Source organism: Paenibacillus sp. J22R56 (genome assembly GCF_056269375.1).
In genome coordinates this window covers 749431-771066 of sequence record NZ_JBWDNV010000001.1, presented here as the reverse complement: position 1 = coordinate 771066, position 21636 = coordinate 749431, and the positions used below count along the sequence as shown (strand labels likewise).

Below are 21636 nucleotides of genomic sequence, written 5' to 3'. Positions count from 1 at the left end.
AGCATTGAGTACTCAATGCTAAGCTTTTTGTTATGCTCATTAGCAGCTGTTTACTCCGATGTAACGATCACTTGAATATCGTATTCGCTGCATATTTTGTTAAATGGAGCTGGCGGCTCGCTATCTGTGATCAGTACGTCGATGTCGTCAAATGGACATACACGGTGAAAGAGGTTTTTCTCGAATTTGGCTGAGTCTGCCAGAAGAATAACTTGATTGGCCCGCTTAATCATTTCACGTTTCATGTAAGCCTCTTCCACTGTAGGTGCAAATAAGCCCTCGGCAGTAATCCCGCATGTTCCTAAAAAGAGCTTATCTACTCGGATGTCGCTAAGCATCTCTATTGTACGAGGACCAAATGCATATCGATGCCAGGCGTGAAGCTCTCCGCCAAGCATATGGGTTGTCGTATGCGGCTTGTCGCAAAGAATAGCTGCGATATCAATCGAATTGGTGACCACGACGTTGTCTTGGGTGGACATGAACTCGGCGATATATTGTGTCGTTGTTCCTGTATCCAGCATCAAATAATCGCCGTTCTTGATCAGCGAGACTGCAGACAAAGCGATAGAACGTTTGCTGCCAGCATCGGTGAGCCGTTCTTTGTAACTATTGATATGCTTGGTCATGGAAGGCAGTATCGCACCGCCCCGTACGCGGAGGATTAGACCATCCGATTCCATTTTGACCAGATCACGTCTGGCCGTATCGTAGGAGACCTCATACATCTTACAAATATCGGTCATACTTATATTTTGATTCAGCTTCAAATATTCAATGATTGATTTGATCCGTTCTTCTTGATTCATCATGTGCCCACCTTATAAGTGCTTCTTCTCTCATTATAAGCAAGCGGTGACTTATGTACAATCATTTCGTGCGTATTTTGCTTATTTAGTTGCGTAATTTCCAGATCAATAAAATTATTTTAATTACACATTTAAGTTAAATAATTAAATATTATTGAAAACCTGCAAGCTATCTCTTATACTGGTGAAAAGAAATGATGGAGAAGGAGTGCTTAGAAATGAACAAAGTGAACGTAGGATTAGTTGGTTTCGGACTATCGGGTCAAGTCTTTCATGCACCAATCATTCAATCGATAGATGGAATGGATATTGTGAAGGTCGTCTCAAGCAACCCGGAAAAGGTGGCGCAATACCTGCCGCATGCGGCAGTTGTAGCTTCATTGGATAACTTGTTGTCTGATGAGAGCATTGATCTCGTTATTATAACTTCGCCTAATCAAACGCATTATCCATTTGCCAAGCAAGCGCTGCTTGCTGGTAAACATGTCGTTGTAGAGAAACCTTTCGTTATATCGTCGGAAGAAGCTGCGGATTTGATCGAGACAGCCAACCAGCAAAACAAGAAGCTCAGCGTGTATCAGAACCGGAGATGGGATAATGATTTTCTAACCGTTAAGAGCCTTATCGCTTCCGGTCAATTAGGGGACATCGCCTCATACGAGACGCATTATGACCGTTACCGGCCGCAAGTATCCGACAGATGGAGAGAGCAGGCTGGTCCAGGCTCCGGAATGCTATACGATTTGGGTGCACATTTGATTGATCAAGCGCTGCATTTGTTCGGGAAGCCGGTAAGTGTGTATGCGGATCTGTTTGCTCAAAGAACAGGATCTGAGGTCGTTGATTATTTCCACCTTGTATTGACGTATGAGAATATGCGGGTAATTCTCCATAGCGGTTCTCTTGTCATGCAGCATGGTCCAAGGTTCCAGGTACACGGCAGCCAAGGCAGCTTTATCAAGTATGGTCTGGATTCGCAAGAGGAGATGCTGCGAAATGGCGGCTTGCCGGGGCAGCCTGCTTGGGGCAAAGACCGGGAAGAATGGTATGGCGAGCTTACTTTAATGGCTGACGGTAAAGCTGAGACGAGTAAGGTTGAGACCCACCAAGGAAGTTATGAACGCTTCTATGAGGGGATGTACCAAGCGATAACGGACAATAAGCCTGTGCCGGTTGCTGCGGAAGAGGCAAGGAATACGATCAGAGTCATTGAACTCGCGATGCAAAGCAGCGCGGAGAAAAGAGCTTTGCCTTTTAATTAAAGCAACTATTGCATGAAGTAGAATAGCGCTTAACATGGTCATTCCGTGGTAAGCGCTTTTTGACTTGTCTACTTGCATGAATACATATTATCTTGAAAAAAACGGGAAACTGGAAATAGTTAATCGGAGGGAGTGCGATCAGGATGGGCAGCCAAGTGGCATGGTTTGATTCAAATCCGATATGAACGACGATAGCCGTGCCGAACTCGAACAATATCATTAGGGAAAGCATCTGCTTAGAGCTAATGGTTTGTTTGTTCCCCAATATCATTTCCCTCCCGAAGTCAGCAGATTTTCTCGCTAATTATTTCCAAGAACGAGCTGGAATATGTAACCTTCAGGTATTCCATTCAATTGGCGAGTTGCCAATTAAGCGTGTATCCATTACAATACTGAATAAATGTTCAGTATGAATGATCGGAGCTCAAGTGAGGTGAAGACTAGATGAATAAGAAGCAGCAGCAAACCGAGCAGACAAAGAAGAAGATAGCTGATGCCGCCCGAGCTTTATTCGTGCAAAAGGGCTACAAGGCGACTTCCATTGAAGATATCGTGAAAGCGACAGGCTGCAGTGCAGGCAACATTTATTATCATTTCAAAAGCAAGGAAGGACTGTTCCTGCATCTGATCGAGGATTGGAATACGGAGTGGGAAGTGAACTGGCTGGCGAAGGAGCCTCTTTACCCGACAACCATCGATAAGCTGTATGGGATGGCAGAGCATCTGGCGGAAGATCAGCTGAATCACCCTCTTACTAAGGCTGTTGATGAGTTTTTTTACAATGCAGAGAAAAATCCTGAAGTAGAAGAGCGCATTAATGAGATGGTTAAAGGTTATATTGATTTTAACCGAGAGCTGTTGCAGCGGGGGATCGATAATGGTGAATTCGAAACGACGAATGTGACCGGACTCGCTATTATTCTGGATAGTCTGATGTACGGTCTAAATCAGCATACGAGAAGAATGGAACGGGATGAAGCGCTGGCGGCTTACCGGCTGGCGATAGATGTGTTCTTACACGGCATTGCCAAGTCGGGCCGCTAGGCCTTTTTTTACGCAATAATCTAGAATGAATATTCAGTATTATGACAGCTTGGAAATCGGGGGAATAAAGAATGACGTTGTTGCTAAAAAATCGGGGAGCAATGCTCATCCTGATGTTTAATTTACTGCTAGTCTTCACGGGGATTGGGCTCGTTATCCCAATCATGCCGAAGTTTATGGAGACGCTGGGCATTACGGGAGGGATTGTAGGCCTTCTCGTCGCTGCCTTTTCGCTGACGCAGCTTCTGTTCTCGCCGCTCGCCGGACGTCTGTCGGATAAATTCGGCAGGAAAAAGATGATCGTCATTGGGATGATTGTATTTGCTGTATCGGAAGCGATGTTCGGATTTGCTTCTTCTTCCGTCCTGCTGTTTGTGTCGAGGTTGCTCGGCGGCATTGCTGCAGCAATGATTATGCCTGCGGTTATGGCTTATGCAGCTGATGTTACAACCAAAGAAGAACGTGCCAAGGGAATGGGCTTTATCAACGCAGCGATTACAACCGGATTTATTATCGGTCCTGGTATTGGCGGCTATATTGCCGAATTCGGAATTCGTGCACCGTTTTATGCTGCTGGGGCAGCAGGTCTTGTTGCAGCCCTCATCAATCTGGTGAGTCTGCGGGAGTCGAGACCGGTAAAGGAAGTGGGAGAGTCCTCAACTGCTCCGTCTACAATTAAAGCAAAAGGACAGGGCGGCTTTCTTAGCCAACTGAAGCATTCCTATCGCGAGCCTTATTTCTTAAGCTTGATTATTGTATTTGTCTTGTCCTTTGGGCTTGCGAATTTTGAGACCGTATTTGGATTGTTCGTTGATCATAAGTTCGGCTATGAGCCTAAGGATATCGCCTTTATTATAACGTTTGGCTCGATCGCTGGCGCTGTCGTCCAGGTGACCATCTTCAGCTGGATTTTGGAGAAGTTTGGCGAGAAGCGTGTCATTTCGATCTGCTTGTTGTTCGCTGGATTGTTTATTGCGCTGACGCTGTTTGTCCATCAATTCTGGATGGTATTTGCTGTTACGTTTATTATTTTCCTGGCAATCGATATATTAAGACCGGCGATCAGTACGCAGATGTCGATGGTGGCAAAGGATCAGCAGGGTTATGTAGCGGGCCTGAACTCCGCCTTCACTAGTCTTGGCAATATTGCAGGACCCATCATCGCAGGATTCTTGTTTGATATCGATATTAACTATCCGTACGGGTTAGCTTGTCTAGTTCTGCTTGTAAGCTTCCTGTTGACGTTAAGTGAAAGGAAACGAAGTCTGCAAGGTACGCGTACGTGATAGTTCTTTGACTTCCCGTTCCTTCATACAGACGTCGGTATTTTTTATACCGGCGTCTGTTTTTTTTAAATATAAGCCCACGTATAGATTCTCTCTCTCTATGAGGGATTATATTTTTCGCGAAACGTTTGCTGCTCCTCCTAAGGACGGCGTAGCCGTTTACACTTATTTAATGCCATTATCAAAAAAAAAGAGCAACTTATCCCAAAAAATGAGGCGCTTACCGACTTTAAAGTAAGCGTTTACACTAAGGGTGTCGACAAATCAGTTGTTTACTTCCGAGAGGAGGAAGGCTAGCCGTTGCAAGCTTAGCAAGCATCCATCGTCAGTCACAATCATTAAATTGGGATGAATAGGATGGTGTCAGCATGGTCAGTACGAAGGGGCTAAAGAGAAGAAAAGTAACGTCGGTCTTATTGGCAGGTACATTATTGCTTAGCGGTTCACTGCAGGTAATGCCCGGTAAAGTCTCAGCAGATGCGGTTAGCTTTAACACGCAGGTTGGCGGCATTTTTGATGGAATGCCATTGTTTGATGGAGTTCCTTCGCACTTGGATGCATTCGTTGATACTTACTTTAATTATGTCGGGCTTGAAGGTGCAGCCTTGTATGCAACGGGTATCCGCGACAATTATACGTTCGTTATGGATGACAATCCGATCAAGGGGAAAACCGTACCTGGGGGCATCTCTGCGGCAGATAACGTGTATGGAGTATCAACGGATTTTCCGGCTCTTGTAGGTTTGGGGCAGACTTGGAATAAGGAGCTTCTGACTCAAGTAGGGCAAGTGATGGGCAGTGAGAAAATCAGCCAAAACAATGTAAAACAAGGCACAGCTAATATTCACAACGGTTCTAATACGTCCAGACTGATTGCTTTCACTGCATTATCGGATATGCGTATTAACCCGCTTAACGGACGTTTCCCAGAGGGCTATGGTGAAGATCCGTATTTGTCGGCAACGATGATCGACAATATGGCAGCAGGCCTGTCCGGTACGGATCAAAGCTCGAGTGAAGACGGCTTCTGGATCCGGGCAATTGTAGGAACCAAGCATTTCTCCATGTACAACGCGGAGTGGTACCGGCAATCTTCCAGTACGGCAGCCGGAGCAAGATCCATTTACGAGTATCAGACTCCATCTGCGTTTAAGGGATTACAGTCGGGTTCAGTATCTGGCATCATGACCTCATTCGGACGTACAAACGGTATTCCTAATATTATTTCTCCTTACATGATTCTAGGCGATAACATGGCCAAGTATGGCATGTACTCCTCGCCGGACTTTAACGGGGAGCAGCATTTGTATAACACAAGCTTCGGGAACGGTTATGACACGCAATACACTTTAGACCGCAAACATGCGCTTGCGCTTATGGTGCTTGGTCATTCGGAATCTGTTCGGGCAAGCGGCACGGATAAGACGGATGTCGTGACACTGGCGAACGCTGTTAAAGAAGGTTTGTACGGCATTACCTTACAGGATGTTCAAGCATCTGGTCGTCCACTTATCAATCAGCTTGTCCGCGCAGGTATATTTAACGAAGTGGATCAGAATGGTATTCCTAAATATTATCCTTTTGCCAGCCAGGCAAAGGATGTATCCTCCAATCTCACCAGCTTTAGCACCACAGCCCATCAAGAGGTTGCTCAGCAGGCTGCGAGAGAAACCGTTGTACTGTTGAAAAATACGGACAATGCGCTCCCTCTGGCGAAAAACAAAAAAGCAGCTGTCATCGGAGCTTATGCCGATATGCGTATGAAAGCCCAATACTCGGCGAGCACTCCAAGCCTTCCGACGGCAGGGAAAACACCATTATTCTCTATCTTGAACACGATTGGCGCTTCCAATGTGCAATTTAATACAGGCGGCGAAGTTATCGCGCTTAAATCTAAGGCAAACGGCAGGTACCTGACTGCTGGATCTGCTGCAGGAGCGCAACTGTCAGCTGACTATACGCCAGCTGGAGAGACATTCAACAACGCCCAGCTGTTCGAGGTTTATGATTGGGGTCAGCAAGCGACAAGTCTTGTCTCCAAGGAAAACAGCCGCTGGGTTACAGCTCCAACCGCAAATAACTCGGCCGTTGGGAATACGGCAACAGCAAGCCTGCTGCTCACAAACCCGGACTGGTCTACTCTTACTTCTCTGGGTAATAACAGCACTGTGCCTGCTAAGCTTCGCTTCGAGAGCAATGCGGACAATTCCGTCTCCATTATCTCCGGCGGGTTAGGCTTCCAGACGGGTGTATACAGCGGCAGATTCCTGACAACTGCAGGGGATGGCAAGATCGCAACTGGCGCTGCAGCTATCGGTAATCAAGCGAACTTGAATACACGCGGCGATGACGTGAAGTTTGAGAAAACAACAGTGAAGGAAGCAGGCGCGGACGCAGCTGCATTGGCCGAAACACAAGATTATGCCCTTGTATTCGTAGGCGCGCATCCAAGCAACAGTGCGGCAGAAGGCAATGACCGTGCCGATCTGTACCTTGGGGCTAATGATTACAAGCTGGTGAAGAACGCAGCCGCGGCTTTCGCAGCGAAGAACAAGAAAACGATTGTGGTACTGCTTGCAAGCTCGCCGGTTATTATGGAAGCTATTCAAAATGACCCTAACGTATCTGCCATCGTCGAACAGCCATATTCCGGTGAGTTCGATGCGCAAGGTCTTGTCGATGTACTCTATGGCGACTATGCACCTACGGGAAGATTGTCTTCCACTTGGTATGCAGATATGTCTGCACTGCCAGCAATCGATAAGTATTCGATTCCAGAAGGCAATGCAACAACATTAAGCCAGATCGATCCGCGTTATACCGTTGATATGTTTAATGCAGATCCGGTTGAAACGAAATTAACGTACATGTATACGAGTGCTCCAGTTACGTATCCATTCGGATATGGACTTGGTTACGCTGAATTTACTTACAAAGACTTCGTCTCTCCGTCTACAACCAGCAGCAGCTCGCCATTCAACGTGTCCGTCGAAATTACGAATGAGGGCAATATTGCAACATCAGAAGTAGTACAGCTGTATGCGAAGAAAAATGGCTCCGCATACGGTGCCGAGACACCTCAGAAGAAGCTTGTTGGTTACGAGAAAGTATCGCTCACAGCAGGTGAACATAAAGTGGTTACTCTGACTGTAGATCCTAAGGATCTCGCTATCTGGGATGTGAATAAGGGAGATTACATCGTAGAGGACGGCTCCTATTCGCTTTTGGTAGGCCATTCGTCAGATGATATCCGCTACACAAGTAATATTACGATTGCAGGTGATCAGCTTTCTACCCTCCCTGCAACAGATAAGTTTAATGTGTTCGATCATGCCTTTGCTGCAAGTTATGTGAACTATTCGGAGGCTTCCAAAGCCCGGACGGTAGAGAGCTTGAGAGACGACAAAGTAGCAGGCGAATACTACACCGTTAATTCGAAGAAACAAGGCTCCTGGGTAGCCCTTCCGAAAGCTGACTTCACCGGAGCTAACACCCTTGTAGCCAGCGTTGCGAGTAATGGAAGCGGCGGTAACATTACGTTAAGAGCCGACTCTCCGACCAATGAGCCATTTGCAACAATCGCAGTGCCGGTAACGAGTGTATCTACCTACACGATGCCGACTGCGGCGGATCAAACGGTTAGAGAGCTTGGATTTACAGAAGTTGAAGCCACAATTGATGATGCACCGCAAGGGCAGCACACGGTATATGTCGTGTTCGACTCGCCGGATCTGCGTATCGACAGTATGCAGGTAACGGAAAATGAGCTTACGATAAGTTCTCCGGCTGCTAATGCGGTTCTGCCGGGCGCAGAGATCGGCAGTGCTTACGATCAGCAGCTGACGCTTGGTGCTGTTGGCGGCACCGCTCCTTATACGTGGAGCGTGACGGGACTTCCAGATGGCTTGACCTTCGATCCAGCGACCGGAAGAATTACCGGAACCCCTGCTGAAGGAACAAACGAAGCAAGCCCGTATACGGTGACGATTACGGTTACGGATACCAATACGACTTCGATTTCCGTCACTAACTCACTGGTTGTCAACGCTGCGGGAGCTTTTAAAGCCTCCCTGAACGGAGTCAATCAAGTCTACTCCAATGCTCCATTTAGCCTTAACATTGGTTTAAGCCATGTATCTTCACCGCTGCTCGCTCAGGATATTGAGGTAAGCTATGATTCCAGCGCGGTTGAGTTCCTAAGTGCGGAATCTCTGGCGGATGGTGTGAGCATTGTTGGTACAGATTCGGATGATCCTGGAACCGTGCGGATCCTGCTTGTCAGTGAAGGTCCGGACCATGCCGTATCGGCCGATGGTAATGTGATCAAGTTGAATTTGAAAGCCAAGGCGCTTACGCAAAACCAAACAGCAGCCTTCGCGATCACAAACGCTTTATTCTCGGACGGTACTACGGAGATTACGGCAGAACCGGGTGATTCGTTAAGCGTTCAAATTCTGTACGTCAATAATCATGCGCTGCTTGATAAGATCACAGAAGCACAAGCCTTCCATGATGCTGCAGTTGAAGGAACAGCACTTGGTCAATACCCTGCAGGCTCCAAAGCAACTCTGCAAGCGGCAATTGATGCAGCGATTACAGTTGCTGGAGGTACACCAACTGAGCAGCAGGTTCAAGATGCTGTTGCAGCACTTAGCCAAGCGCTTCAAGCGTTCAAGCAGCTTGTTGTAACGCAGGTTGTAGGCGATGTGAATGGTGACAATAGAATCAGCGTGCTCGACCTGGCTCAAGTGTCCGTCAACTATGGCAAAACATCGCAATCCACAGATTGGAATGCGATAAAACGGATGGATCTTAATAATGACGGTGTTATCGATATTTCCGACCTCGTCATGATCGCGCAAAAAATTCTGCAATCTTAATTCAAAGAGGAGGAGGGGGTGACCCTTCCTCCTGCTTTCATGGGGGAGATTATCGATGCTGCGGAAATGGTTCTTATCTACAATCGCCTTATGTTTGCTATTGTCCGGTGTTGCGGTTAATTCGGTGTCAGCGGCAACAGCTTCTTATTCTATCGGTACGGATAAGACGAGCGTCAGCGTGAATAATGCGTTAATCGTAACGGTTAACGGGAACGAATTGAAGGATGTTTATGGCTATGAGATCGTCCTTTCTTACGATACAAGCAAGCTTTCCTTTCAATCAGCGAATAATGTTTTGCCGAAAAACAGTACATCCGAACAAAACGGCTTCGCAATCTCTCCTATTAAATCGGGAAATAAGGTAACTTTCGCTTATACAAAGGTGGGTTCGGTTTCAGGTGCTTCCGGGACTAAATCTCTAGCTGCCTTTACGTTTAATGGATTAGCAGAAGGAAAGGCTTCGGTAGTTATTGAATCCGTTAAGATTGTCCGCTCGGATTTGACAGCCGATAAGCAAACGCCAAATAAAACCGTACAGGTGAATATCCTGGCTTCCACGAATGTCAGCGGCGAATTTAAAGATGTTGCTGCAAACTTCTGGGCGCAGGAGGCCATTACGAGAGCGGCTAAGCTTGGCTTCGTCAATGGTTATACAGACGGTACGTTTAAACCGCTTAAGCAGGTTACAAGGGCGGAATTTGTGACGATGTTGGCGCGTGCGCTGCAGTTATCTCTTAATGGGGATAATTCGGCTGCAGCCTTTAAGGATAATGACAAAATCGGCAATTGGGCGAAGCCTTATGTGGAGAGCGGAGTAGCTGCAGGCTGGATCAAGGGCTTTGCAGACGGAACATTCCGTCCTGATCTTCCGATCACCCGTGCGGAAATGACTGTAATAGCCGTTCGCGCGCTTAAGCTGGATACGGAGCAAGCCGGTCAGCTTACATTCGCAGACGCAGACAGCATACCGTCTTGGGCGAAGAAGGCTGTTGCAGCTGCAGTTAAAGCCGGTCTTGTGAACGGCCGGGGTAATAACAAGTTTGTACCTGCAGATTCTGCGAATAGGGCTGAGGCTGTGACGATGATCCTGCGAATTGTTGATTATAATAAGTAGCTGATACTGCACGGTTAGAAACCCGGAATCCTAGTGATTCCGGGCTTCTTCGTATATTCTGCGTAAAGTTTGCGAATACTGAATATTTTCGCTTGAAATCTCGTATCTCCTACTGATAGACTGAACATCTGCCTGAAAGAGTAGTGCCAAATTCGAAGGAGGCTTATACCAATCTATGAATCAGGATTTTATCGAAATCGTTAACGCAAGAGTGAACAATCTCAAGAACGTCAGTGTACAGATCCCGAAAGGAAAGATCACGATCTTCACAGGGGTATCCGGTTCAGGCAAGTCATCCATCGTATTTGATACGATCGCTCAGGAAGCAGGAAGGCAGCTGAACGAAACGTATAGCAGCTTTATCCGGACTTTTCTGCCGCGTTACAGCAGGCCGGAAGCTGATGAAATTAGAAATTTAGCTACGGCGATTGTAATTGACCAGAAACGGCTTGGCGGAAATGCCCGTTCTACGCTTGGTACAGTTACGGACATTAACTCTTTGCTGCGTCTGTTGTTTTCGCGTTTTGCCGAGCCGCATATCGGTTACAGCAATGCTTATTCCTTTAATGATCCAAGCGGTATGTGCCTCGAATGCGAAGGGATCGGCAGGTCGATTACGCTAAATGTGGAAGCCGCATTGGATATGGATAAATCATTAAACGAAGGAGCCATTCTGCTTCCGGCTTTTGCGCCAGGTACTTGGCAGTGGAAGACGTATGGGGAATCAGGCTTCTTTGATAACGATAAGAAGATTAAAGACTTTAGTGAAGAAGAACTGGACAAGCTGCTGTTCGCAGAGCCGCAAAAGGTTACCGTCACTTATCAGGAGAGCGATATTAACGCTACCTATGAGGGGCTTGCAGTCCGGTTTATGCGTCAGAATGTTAAGACCGACAGGGTAACTTCCTCCAAAGGTGCCGATAAGCTGAGCAAGTTTACAACGACCGGCAGATGCCCTGTCTGCAAGGGTAAACGGTATAACGAGAAGGTTCTAGCTTCTAAAATGATGGGTTATTCGATTTACGACATGACCGTCCTGCAGTTGGATGAACTGATACATGTACTGCAACGCCTCGACAACCCGGTGGCAAAGCCGATCGTAGATGGTCTTGTGGAGCGCCTCCGAAATCTGGTTGAAATCGGACTAGGCTATATGGACTTAACTCGGGAGACGGCAACATTGTCCGGCGGTGAATCCCAGCGGGTGAAGATGGTCAAGCATCTGTCGAGCAGCTTAACAGGGCTAATGTACATTTTCGATGAGCCTAGTACGGGTCTGCATCCAAGAGATGTATACCGTCTAAATGAACTTCTGGTCAAGCTCCGTGACAGAGGCAATACTGTACTCGTCGTCGAGCATGACCCGGATGTCATTCAAGTGGCAGATTATATCATTGATGTTGGACCCAAAGCTGGCTCAGGCGGCGGAAAGATTATGTACAGCGGCAGCTACGAGGGCTTGCTCACATCGGGAACCCTTACAGGCGAGTATTTAACCCGTCATGAGGAATTGAATGCTAATCCAAGGCCAGTCTCGGAATTCTATGAAAGCAAGCGGAGCAGCCTTCATAATTTGAAGAACGTCAGCCTCTCCGTTCCTAAAGGCGTCTTCACGGTTATAACTGGTGTAGCGGGCTCAGGTAAAAGTACACTTGTTAATCAAGTGTTTGCGCATGATTTTCCCGAGGCGATTCGGATTGATCAAAGTGCAGTAAACGGCAATATCCGCTCCAATCCAGCAACCTATTCAGACATTATGGGGTCGATCCGTAAAGCATTTGCGGATGCTAATGATGTGTCGGCCGGGCTGTTCAGCTTTAACTCCGAGGGCGGCTGCGAGGCCTGCAACGGAACAGGTTCGATTGAGCTGAACATGTCGTTTATGGATAAGGTGGAGATCGAATGCAGCGAATGCAACGGCAATCGGTTCAAGCAGGAAGTGCTTCAATATGAGTACAAAGGGAAAAATATTGTTGCTGTCATGGAAATGACGATTGCTGAAGCAGAAGACTTCTTCGAAGCCAAAGACATCCGGACTAAGCTGAAGGGTCTGGAATTGGTGGGTCTTGGTTATCTGACTTTAGGCCAGCCGCTTTCAACGCTCTCAGGCGGCGAATGCCAACGGCTGAAGCTGGGTAAAGAGCTGAACAAGAAAGGCAATATCTATATTCTCGACGAGCCAACAACCGGTCTTCATATGTCGGATGTGTCCAACATTTTGAATATTATTAATGAGCTGGTCGAGAAAGGTAATACAGTAATTGTGATTGAACATAATCTGGACGTGATCCGCAAGAGCGATTGGATTATTGATCTGGGGCCGGATGGCGGCTCAGGCGGAGGGGAAATGATATACGAAGGACCGCCGGCAGGGATCTTGACTTGCGAGCGTTCGGTTACAGCAAAGTATTTGTAGAGAATAGACAGCTCTGTTCACTTGATGCTATTGGTCAAGCTGAGCAGGGCTGTTTCTTTTTTTAAACCCCATTAAACGGATTGGATATTGAGAACAAATAAAGCCCGGCTACATATGCTGATAGCAAGCAACACATTGTGGCAGCACGAGGGGAGCATACGTACAGATGGGCAGAGAGTTTACAGCGCTGTTTGACGAATGGTCGGAGTCTTATGATCGTACGGTTGCCGGGGAAGATGTGGAATATCGGGAAGTATTCGAAGGATATGACCGCATCCTCGAAGCAGTAGCGGAGAGGGTAAGCGGCACGGTTGTAGAGTTTGGCGTTGGCACAGGTAATTTGACCGAGAAATTGCTTGCGAAGAGCGATAAAGTATATGGAATAGAGCCCTCGGAAGGGATGCGCCGGGAGGTGCTCAAGCGAGAACTGCCGATGGAGCTCCTGGACGGCGACTTTTTGGAATTTCCGGCACTGCCGTCTTCGATTGATGCGATTGTAAGCACGTATGCTTTTCACCATCTGACGGATGTGGAGAAAGAGCGGGCAGTCGCGTTGTACAGCCAGCTGCTTGCCCCTGGAGGGCGTGTTGTATTCGCAGATACATCATTTGCCAGTGCGGAGGAGCGGCATGAGATTGAACAATCTGCGCTTGAAGCGGGGTTTTTGAATCTTTATCAAGATTTGCGCACGGAATATTATACGTCTTTGGAGATCCTGAATAAGCTGTTTATGGAGCATGGATTTACGGTCAGCTTCACCCGCCTCAATCGTTATGTCTGGCTGCTGGAAGCAGTCAAGCTGGCCTAGAAACTGCACCTCCAGATGGAAACAGCAGAGGAGAGATGCTTACATGGCTGTATATCGCAATGTCCGTGAGCTGATCGGAAATACACCAATCGTTGAACTGACCCGTTTTCCGTTACCCGCAGGTATCCGGTTATTCGCTAAGCTGGAGATGATGAATCCCGGGGGCAGCGTGAAGGACCGTCTTGGGCTTGCGCTGCTTAACGACGCGGCGGAGCGGGGAGAGCTGAAGCCTGGGGGAACCATAATAGAGCCGACAGCCGGCAACACTGGAATTGGCTTGGCACTTGCCGCGATTGGGCTTGGCTATAAAGTGATGTTTGTTGTACCTGAGAAATTCAGCATCGAGAAGCAGACATTAATGCGTGCGCTTGGTGCGGAAGTTGTCCATACTCCAACCTCAGAAGGAATGCTCGGAGCAATAAGTAAAGCGGAAGAGCTTGTACGGAATATTCCGGGAGCGTATACACCGTCACAATTCTCCAATCCGGCTAACCCTGCTGCCTATTATTCAACGCTTGGTCCGGAGCTATGGCAGGAGCTGGAGGGGAAGATTGATATTTTTGTTGCAGGTGCGGGAACCGGCGGTACTTTTATGGGGACAGCACGCTATTTGAAGGAGCAAAGCCCGTCTCTGAAGACCGTGATTGTCGAACCGGAGGGCTCAATATTGGCGGGCGGAGCGGCAGGTTCCCACCGGACGGAGGGGATTGGCGTGGAAAAGCTGGCTCCGTTTATGGATCCTTCCTATTTCGATGCTATTCATACGATAACGGATGATGATGCTTTTGCCCGTGTGAAGGAGCTGGCAAGGCTGGAAGGACTGCTCGTTGGCAGCTCTTCCGGTGCTGCGCTTGAAGCTGCTCTGAGGGAAGCGGAGCTTGCCCCGTATAATAGCCGAATTGTTACGGTGTTCCCGGATGGCAGCGAGAGGTATCTCAGCAAGCAGATTTACGGGGAGTAAGGAGGCTGCGAAGGATGAAGCGATTAACGAAGCTGATCCACGGCGGTACGCCGGTTGATCCGCATACAGGTGCCGTAAGTGTGCCGATCTATCAGACCAGCACCTATAAACAGGATGATATTGGCGTTCACCGCGGCTACGAATATTCACGTACGGGCAACCCGACACGGCATGCGCTGGAGGAATTGATCAAGGAGCTAGAAGGAGGAGCGCGTGGGCTCGCATTTAGTTCGGGGATGGCCGCTATTCATACGGTGCTGTCCCGCCTCGATAGCGGTGATCATCTGCTTGTAACCGATGATGTGTATGGCGGAACGTTCCGGATCGTAACTCGCGTGCTGGCGCGGCTTGGCATCGAGGCTACCTTCGTGGATACGGCGGATCTGGTTGCCCTAGGGGAGGCAATGCGGCCTAATACCAAAGCTTTGCTGGTCGAAACGCCAACGAATCCGCTGCTGAAGCTGACGGATATTGCTGCCGTATCCGCCTGGGCGAAGACCCATGGCCTGATGTTTATCGTAGACAACACGTTTGGTACGCCGTATTGGCAGACACCTCTGACGCTTGGCGCTGATGTTGTTGTTCATTCGGCTACCAAATATTTAGGCGGGCATAGCGATGTTGTTGCTGGACTGGTTGTAACGGCAGATGAGAAGCTGGGCGAAGAGCTGCATTATATTCAAAATGCCGTTGGCGGCGTGCTTGGTCCTCATGATTCATGGCTTCTGATGCGGGGGATGAAGACATTAGGGCTTCGTATGGAGGCGCATGAGGCGAATGCCCGCGCAATCGCTAGTGTTCTTGCTGACCATTCAGCGGTACGAAAGGTTTATTATCCCGGCTTGGCGGAGCATCCGCAGCATGAGCTGGCAAAGCAGCAGGCTCTTGGCTTCGGCGGAATGATCTCCTTTGATGTCGGAAGCGCGGAGCGGGCAGCGGAAGTGCTGCGGAAAGTGAAATATTTTACACTTGCTGAAAGCTTAGGCGCGGTAGAAAGCCTTATCTCTGTTCCTGCACGAATGACGCATGCATCAATTCCGAAGGAACGAAGAGAGCTGCTTGGTATTACCGATGGGCTGATCCGCATCTCGGTTGGCATTGAGGACCGGGAGGATCTGATCGCAGATCTGGTGCAGAGCTTGGGAGAATAGTGGAAGTGAGGGGCTGTTCCTAGCCAGTGCGGCTGGTGGAACAGCCTTTTTTGCTGCTCTTTAAGTCCGATCAGGAGGCGTAAGTTGGATTTACTACAGTCTAATTTAACTTGCAGTTACCCTGGCCGGACTTATGTTGGATTTGATCTAGCCTACCTTGTCCAGTAACTAAATGAAGCTTTATTGGACAAAATCCAACCTAACGAGAATGAGTCAATAGTGCTGTGAAATAGCAGTACGGAGAATGAGGCTGTTCAGACTACTGACTTCTAATAACATAGAGATCTATGTTGCACCAGTTCGCCGATCATTCCGATAAGACATAGGAGTCATCTGATACTGCTCGGCGAATATTCGGTAGAAGAATCCGAGACTGCTGTATCCCACATCATGGGCAATGTCCTCGATGGGAAGGTTTGTGTTCGCGAGCAGGCCCGCCGCATGGATCAGACGCTGGGTTTTGACCAGCTCGATAAACGTTTTACCGGTTCTCTTCTTAAGCATATTGCCGATGTAATTGGCATTAAAGCTGAAGGCCTTCGACAGCTGGGTGAGGCTGCAGTCCCGATAGTTCTTCTCGATATAATCAAGAATCTGGATCAGGTCGGCTTTGGCAGCACCTTGCAAGCTTTCGTTGTTCGTTCTGACTGTATAAACTCTCATTAATTCTGTAAAGATGAGCATGGTGTAGTTATAGATCATCTCCTGTGCGTAGACCCGGCTGCCAAACGTTTCGCCTATCATATTTTTCATGAATAGCTGCAGATCCTCATGCCCCTCCGACTCAAAGACGATGTATCGGTTATGATTCGTATTCTCCGTAATGGCATTAGCCAGGAAATCCGAGACAATTCCCCTCGATCCGAAGCGACTTAAGAAGGAGGAGGTGAAGGTGTCTTTCTTCATGATTATATTAATGAGTAGGTCATCTTCCCCCATAGCATCAATGCTGTGAACGACCTCGGAATCCAGAAGACAAACTTGTCCCTCTTGAAGCACTACTTCTTCACCATTAATCGTCTGCCTGCACGTTCCGGAATAGATATAATTCAGCTCGATAAAATCATGATAATGCGGCGGCATCGGAGCAAAACGGTTATGCTTGCGGATATGAATCGGTCCGTTAGTGAAAAAAGGAGAATCCGGCATACGGAAGGGGACGTTTATTTCCCGCTGTCGTGGTGCAGAAGGAATGTCATTCACGTTCTCCTTCCACTCGAGCTGCCTTGCTTCCGTCTCATTGACTTTTTTTAAATACCTATCCAGCTGTTGGTGGTTCACCATAATCCCCCTGTCTTCATCATCTGTAAATCGGAGAACGATATCCGTAAAAGCGGAATTGTTAGGAGCGATAGAAAGCGTTTTAATAAGAATATCGCGATATGAACACTGCATGCAATCGAAGAATGCTGGAGAGGGTTGAACAGAAGATGAAACGATGGATGGACACAACGCTAAGCGTTGAACAAAGAGTAAAGGAATTGCTTGCGGCTATGACGCTTGATGACAAGTTAGCCCTGATGCATGGCGGCACACCTGATGAAAAATTAGGCATTCCTCTACTGAAGCTGAACGACGGACCCGGCGGTGTAACTGGGCCTCATGAAACGGTAGGGACGCAGTTACCTGCTCCAATTGCAATGGGAGCAGCATTTGATCAAGAGGCCGCTTATCAATATGGGGAGATCATAGGCAAGGATGCTCGGGAGCGCGGGACATCGTTATTGCTGGGTCCAACCGTTAATATCGCTCGAACTCCGCTTAATGGACGGACGTTTGAAGGCTACGGCGAGGACCCGATGCTGTCGGCTGTAACCGGAACGGCTGTTATTCAAGGGATTCAGGAGCAGGGCGTCATGGCCTGCATCAAGCATTACGCGGCCAATAATCAGGAAGCAGACCGTATGGTGCAGAACAGTATTATCGATGAGAGGACGCTGCGCGAGATTTATCTTCCTGCTTTCGAAGCGGCAGTTAAAGAAGGCAATGCCGCATCAATCATGGCGTCTTACAATATAATCAACGGAGCATACGGTGCAGAGAACCACCATTTGCTCAATCAGGTACTGAAAGAAAATTGGGAGTTCGACGGCTTTGTTGTCTCTGATTTTCTAGCTACCCAAAGCACGGTCAGGTCGATATTCGCTGGGCTGGACTATGAGCTTACCATTCCCTTTAAGCGGTACTTCGGCGAACCGTTAAAGCAGGCTGTAGCCAGTGAGCAAGTGCCGATGGAGAAGATTGATGACAGTGCCGGCCGCATCCTGAGGAAAATGTTCAGCTTCGGCTTATTTGACCAGGAATCGCACGAGTCAGGCAGTGAAAGGAAAGTCTATTCCAAGCATGATGTGGAAGCTTTGCTCCTCGCGGAACAATCGATTGTTCTGCTGAAGAACGATGACAGCATCCTTCCACTTGCGCAAGCCAATTCCATTGCGATTATCGGGCAAGCAGCTGTAAACCTGATTGCATCAGGCGGAGGCAGCGCCCATGTGCCTTATGCAGGCTCGGTTACTCCGCTTCAAGCTATCGAGCATCGTGCTGGACCTGATGTGCGGGTTAGCTACGTACCTGGTACAGCGCCTGTTCCTTCTGGCCCTTCCTTTATCTATCCGTCTCCGAATGCAGGCAACACGATTCCGGCCGAAGCGTTCGAGAATGGTTTGCTGCTGGAGGCATATGATTCTGCAAATTTAAGCGGTGAACCTGTGCGCACACAAATGATGGAGAAGCTTTGTTTGAACTGGCAGTTTGACGGTGTTCCGCATACTTCATCTGCGAAGTGGACTGGTACACTGATTCCGAAGAAGACGGCAGATTATACGTTTTACGTCCCGGCTTCAGGCGGGACCCGTTTATATGTAGATGGAGAGCTTATCATCGACAACTGGAATTTTCAGTCTCTCTACCGGACCGGAGTCAAGAGATTAGAAGCAGGAAGCCGTGTCATAATGGAGGTTCACTATACCTCTTCCAGCGGAGAAGCTGCAGCTCTTCCTTCTATTACGCTGGAGTGGTATGCAGGAACGGATGAAGCTTTAATAGAAGAGGCCGTTAAGACAGCAGCGCTGGCGGATACAGCAGTTGTATTCGTAAATGACTACATGACCGAAAATTTCGATAAGCCGAATCTAAGGCTGCCCGGCGCACAAAATCAATTAATTGAAGCCGTCGCCGAAGCCAATCCGAATACGATTGTTGTGCTGAATACCGGCGGCCCGGTTGAGATGCCTTGGGTGGACAAAGTGAAAGGCGTTGTGGAAGCTTGGTATCCCGGTCAGCAAGGCGGAGAGGCGATAGCCAAAGTATTGTTCGGTGATACGAATCCGTCAGGGCATCTGCCGGTCAGCTTCCCGGCATCAAGCGAACAAGGTCCAATCGTGACGAAAGGACAATATCCAGGCATAGGGCTCGACACGGTTTACTCCGAGAAGCTGGACGTTGGTTACCGCTGGTTTGCTGCATCCGGAGAGAAGGCGTTATTCCCGTTTGGCCATGGTCTTTCATACACCTCTTTCAGCTATGGTGACCTGCAAACAGCGCAAATGGAGCATGCGGGAATGCCTTGCTTACAAGTTACCTTCAATATTCGAAATGAATGTGAGATCTACGGCCACGCCGTCCCACAGCTGTATCTGAGCTTCCCGGCAGCTGCTGGTGAACCGCCGGTGCAGCTGAGGAGCTACACGAAAGTAGCGGTTCCGGCAGGACAAGCAGTCCAAGCGGAAATGCTTCTAAACCCAAGAGCCTTCAGCATTTGGAATACTACAAGCAATAAGTGGGTGGTTCCAGCTGGAGAGTTCACCATTCTGATTGGCGAGTCCTCCAAGCAGCTTGTTCTACAGACAACCGTCATCCCGTCTCTGGAGCTTGCTCAGGCAGTCGAACGCTGTGACAGCGTCATACACGGCTGGAAGCAGGTATACTAACAGCCATTATTAGGTAAGCCTGAATGCTGTAAGCAATCATTGCTCTGTAAGCTCCCGAAGGAGTCTTACAGAGCTTTTTTCCACCCAACGAATCAAAAAAAAACAGACACTCCACCTAAAAAAAGGCGCCGTGATATTCGCCATGTATTCGTTTACAATGAAGGAAACATCATTACGAGCCGAATCGGCCAAGGAGATCAAAGCGGATGCGTTTATTTTCCTTATCCTCGCTTCTAAGGCAGTATCGTCCCCGCAGACTTCGTACAAGAATACTCCTGGCCGTTGTTTTATTGTCGGTGCCGCCGCTCATTATCCTGGGGTATATCTCGTTTAATATCTCGAAGGATACGATCGTTCATAACCACCTGGACAATAACAAGCATAATTTGCAGACAGCCAGCGAAGTGGCGGATTTATTATTTCGAAACGTGATTAATATGCACCGGCTGATTCTGGCGAATGATCAGCTTCGGGAAGAATTGAAGGATAGTGCGGCAGATGAAAGCCATGTACTTGATATCCGGACGGCTAACCGTCTGCAAAATCTCGTTGTACGCAATTTAATTGATACCCGCCATATTGACTCAATTTGTTTATTTGATCGTGGCTTCCATTCCGTCTGCTACGGAAGTGTTGAAGCTAATGCGGGTATTTATGATGATGAGACAAGCCGGGAGTTAATCGGTCGGACAGATTGGTATAAGCGTGCGGCTGCCGCTAACGGTAAAGAAGTGTTTTTCAGCTACAATGTGCTTCAATCCCTTAACTCGGGCAATACGGGCATGTCTTTCTCGAGCGTGAAGCTGCTGCGTGACCCGGCGAATTTCCGTGTTATCGGGCTGCTGATTATTAATTTGAAGAAAACGATATTTGAGCAAGCAATGGGGGATGACGGGGATTTTGTCGTGCTAGATACGACCGGGGAGCTGTCACGCAGCGTATATGCGCAAAATGATTCTATTGCGAATCTAATCGATCGGGAGGATGGAGAAGCTGCAGTACTCCAGGAGCTGCATCAGCATGGCTATTTGACGGTTGGTTATCATAACGCGACAACGAATTGGACCTTCCTGCATGTTGTGAAGGCGAATGTGCTGCTGCAGGATTCGAACCGGATCGGTACGTATACGACTCTTATTGCTGCTTTTATTGCGCTTATTGCCATTATCCTGTCGATGTTTGTTTCGGGAAGCATTACCCGGCCGCTGCTGCAGCTGAAGAAGATGATGGTTGACTGGTCCAAAGGCTCCGGTGCCTCTGTACATCTGATTTCCTTTGAGGAGGATGAAGTAGGGGCAATTGGGGAGACGTTCCGTAAAATTTCCACGGAGAACATCCAACTCAATGAAAGACTGATTCACTCACAATTAAAAGAGAGGGAAGCGGAGCTTCGGACGCTGCAGGCGCAGATCAAGCCGCATTTTCTCTATAATACGCTTGATTCGATTTACTGGATGGCCATCCTGCAGAATAACGCGGATATCGCCAAGATGACCATTGCTTTATCGGAAAGCTTCAAGATCAGCCTGAACAAAGGGAAAGAAACGATTCCGGTATTCAAGGAGCTCCAGCATATCGAGCATTATATGACGATACAGAACCTTCGATATAAGTCGAGGTTTCAATACACAGTGAATGTTGAGCAAGGGCTTATGAGCATTGAAATTCTGAAGCTTATTCTGCAGCCGCTGGTGGAGAACGCCATCTATCACGGGCTGGAGCCGAAGATTGGTGAAGGAATGATTCGGCTTACAGGCAGAATGGAGGACGGAACGGCTGTCTTCACGGTAGAAGATGATGGCGTTGGGATGGAGGATATTCAGGCTACGGAGAAGGGTTATGGGCTTGTAAATGTCCGGGAGCGTATCATGCTGTACTATGGTCAGAGAAGCTCGCTTCGGGTAAGCAGTGAACCGGGAAAAGGAACGGTCGTTGAGATCAGATTCCGGCCAAATGAAATCAGAGAGGGTTGAGAG

The 21636-nt window shown here is 48.2% G+C and carries 13 protein-coding genes; 11 read left to right on the top strand and 2 right to left on the bottom strand.

Features of this window, described 5'->3' with window-relative positions; translation table 11 throughout:
* Nucleotides 1-50: 50 nt before the first annotated feature.
* On the bottom strand, nucleotides 51-812 hold the full coding sequence (locus tag AC0YNT_RS03280; RefSeq protein ID WP_475803308.1) for a DeoR/GlpR family DNA-binding transcription regulator: 762 nt from the start codon (nucleotides 810-812) through the stop codon (nucleotides 51-53).
* Nucleotides 813-1027: 215 nt separating this feature from the next.
* Between AC0YNT_RS03280 and AC0YNT_RS03275 the strand changes: the two genes are divergently transcribed.
* From AC0YNT_RS03275 to AC0YNT_RS03235, 9 genes are all read left to right on the top strand, one after another.
* Nucleotides 1028-2071, top strand: coding sequence for an oxidoreductase (locus tag AC0YNT_RS03275; protein ID WP_475803307.1), 1044 nt, complete (start codon nucleotides 1028-1030; stop codon nucleotides 2069-2071).
* A gap of 444 nt (nucleotides 2072-2515) precedes the next feature.
* Nucleotides 2516-3115 (top strand): TetR/AcrR family transcriptional regulator, encoded by a 600-nt coding sequence (locus AC0YNT_RS03270; RefSeq protein ID WP_475803306.1) that lies wholly within the window; start codon nucleotides 2516-2518, stop codon nucleotides 3113-3115.
* Nucleotides 3116-3186: 71 nt separating this feature from the next.
* A complete protein-coding gene (locus AC0YNT_RS03265; RefSeq protein ID WP_475803305.1) occupies nucleotides 3187-4401 on the top strand; it encodes an MFS transporter in 1215 nt (404 codons plus the stop codon).
* Nucleotides 4402-4769: 368 nt separating this feature from the next.
* Nucleotides 4770-9281, top strand: a complete 4512-nt coding sequence (locus AC0YNT_RS03260) for a glycoside hydrolase family 3 C-terminal domain-containing protein (RefSeq protein ID WP_475803304.1) — start codon at nucleotides 4770-4772, stop codon at nucleotides 9279-9281.
* A gap of 55 nt (nucleotides 9282-9336) precedes the next feature.
* A complete protein-coding gene (locus AC0YNT_RS03255; protein ID WP_475803303.1) occupies nucleotides 9337-10395 on the top strand; it encodes an S-layer homology domain-containing protein in 1059 nt (352 codons plus the stop codon).
* 175 nt (nucleotides 10396-10570) lie between these two features.
* Complete coding sequence (locus AC0YNT_RS03250; RefSeq protein WP_475803302.1) at nucleotides 10571-12811, top strand: ATP-binding cassette domain-containing protein; 2241 nt, start codon at nucleotides 10571-10573, stop codon at nucleotides 12809-12811.
* A 166-nt stretch (nucleotides 12812-12977) separates the two neighbouring features.
* Entirely contained in the window at nucleotides 12978-13619 is a 642-nt protein-coding gene (locus tag AC0YNT_RS03245; protein ID WP_475803301.1) for a class I SAM-dependent DNA methyltransferase, read from the top strand.
* A 43-nt stretch (nucleotides 13620-13662) separates the two neighbouring features.
* Nucleotides 13663-14580 carry a PLP-dependent cysteine synthase family protein gene (locus AC0YNT_RS03240; protein ID WP_475803300.1) on the top strand — a complete coding sequence of 306 codons (918 nt, stop codon included), beginning with the start codon at nucleotides 13663-13665 and terminating at the stop codon, nucleotides 14578-14580.
* A 14-nt stretch (nucleotides 14581-14594) separates the two neighbouring features.
* A complete protein-coding gene (locus tag AC0YNT_RS03235; RefSeq protein ID WP_475803299.1) occupies nucleotides 14595-15731 on the top strand; it encodes a bifunctional cystathionine gamma-lyase/homocysteine desulfhydrase in 1137 nt (378 codons plus the stop codon).
* Nucleotides 15732-16016: 285 nt separating this feature from the next.
* Here AC0YNT_RS03235 and AC0YNT_RS03230 read toward each other — a convergent pair whose 3' ends face one another.
* Complete coding sequence (locus AC0YNT_RS03230; protein ID WP_475803298.1) at nucleotides 16017-17126, bottom strand: AraC family transcriptional regulator; 1110 nt, start codon at nucleotides 17124-17126, stop codon at nucleotides 16017-16019.
* A 35-nt stretch (nucleotides 17127-17161) separates the two neighbouring features.
* Between AC0YNT_RS03230 and AC0YNT_RS03225 the strand changes: the two genes are divergently transcribed.
* Nucleotides 17162-19660, top strand: a complete 2499-nt coding sequence (locus AC0YNT_RS03225; protein ID WP_475803297.1) for a beta-glucosidase — start codon at nucleotides 17162-17164, stop codon at nucleotides 19658-19660.
* Nucleotides 19661-19866: 206 nt separating this feature from the next.
* Complete coding sequence (locus AC0YNT_RS03220; RefSeq protein ID WP_475803296.1) at nucleotides 19867-21633, top strand: sensor histidine kinase; 1767 nt, start codon at nucleotides 19867-19869, stop codon at nucleotides 21631-21633.
* Nucleotides 21634-21636: the final 3 nt, after the last annotated feature.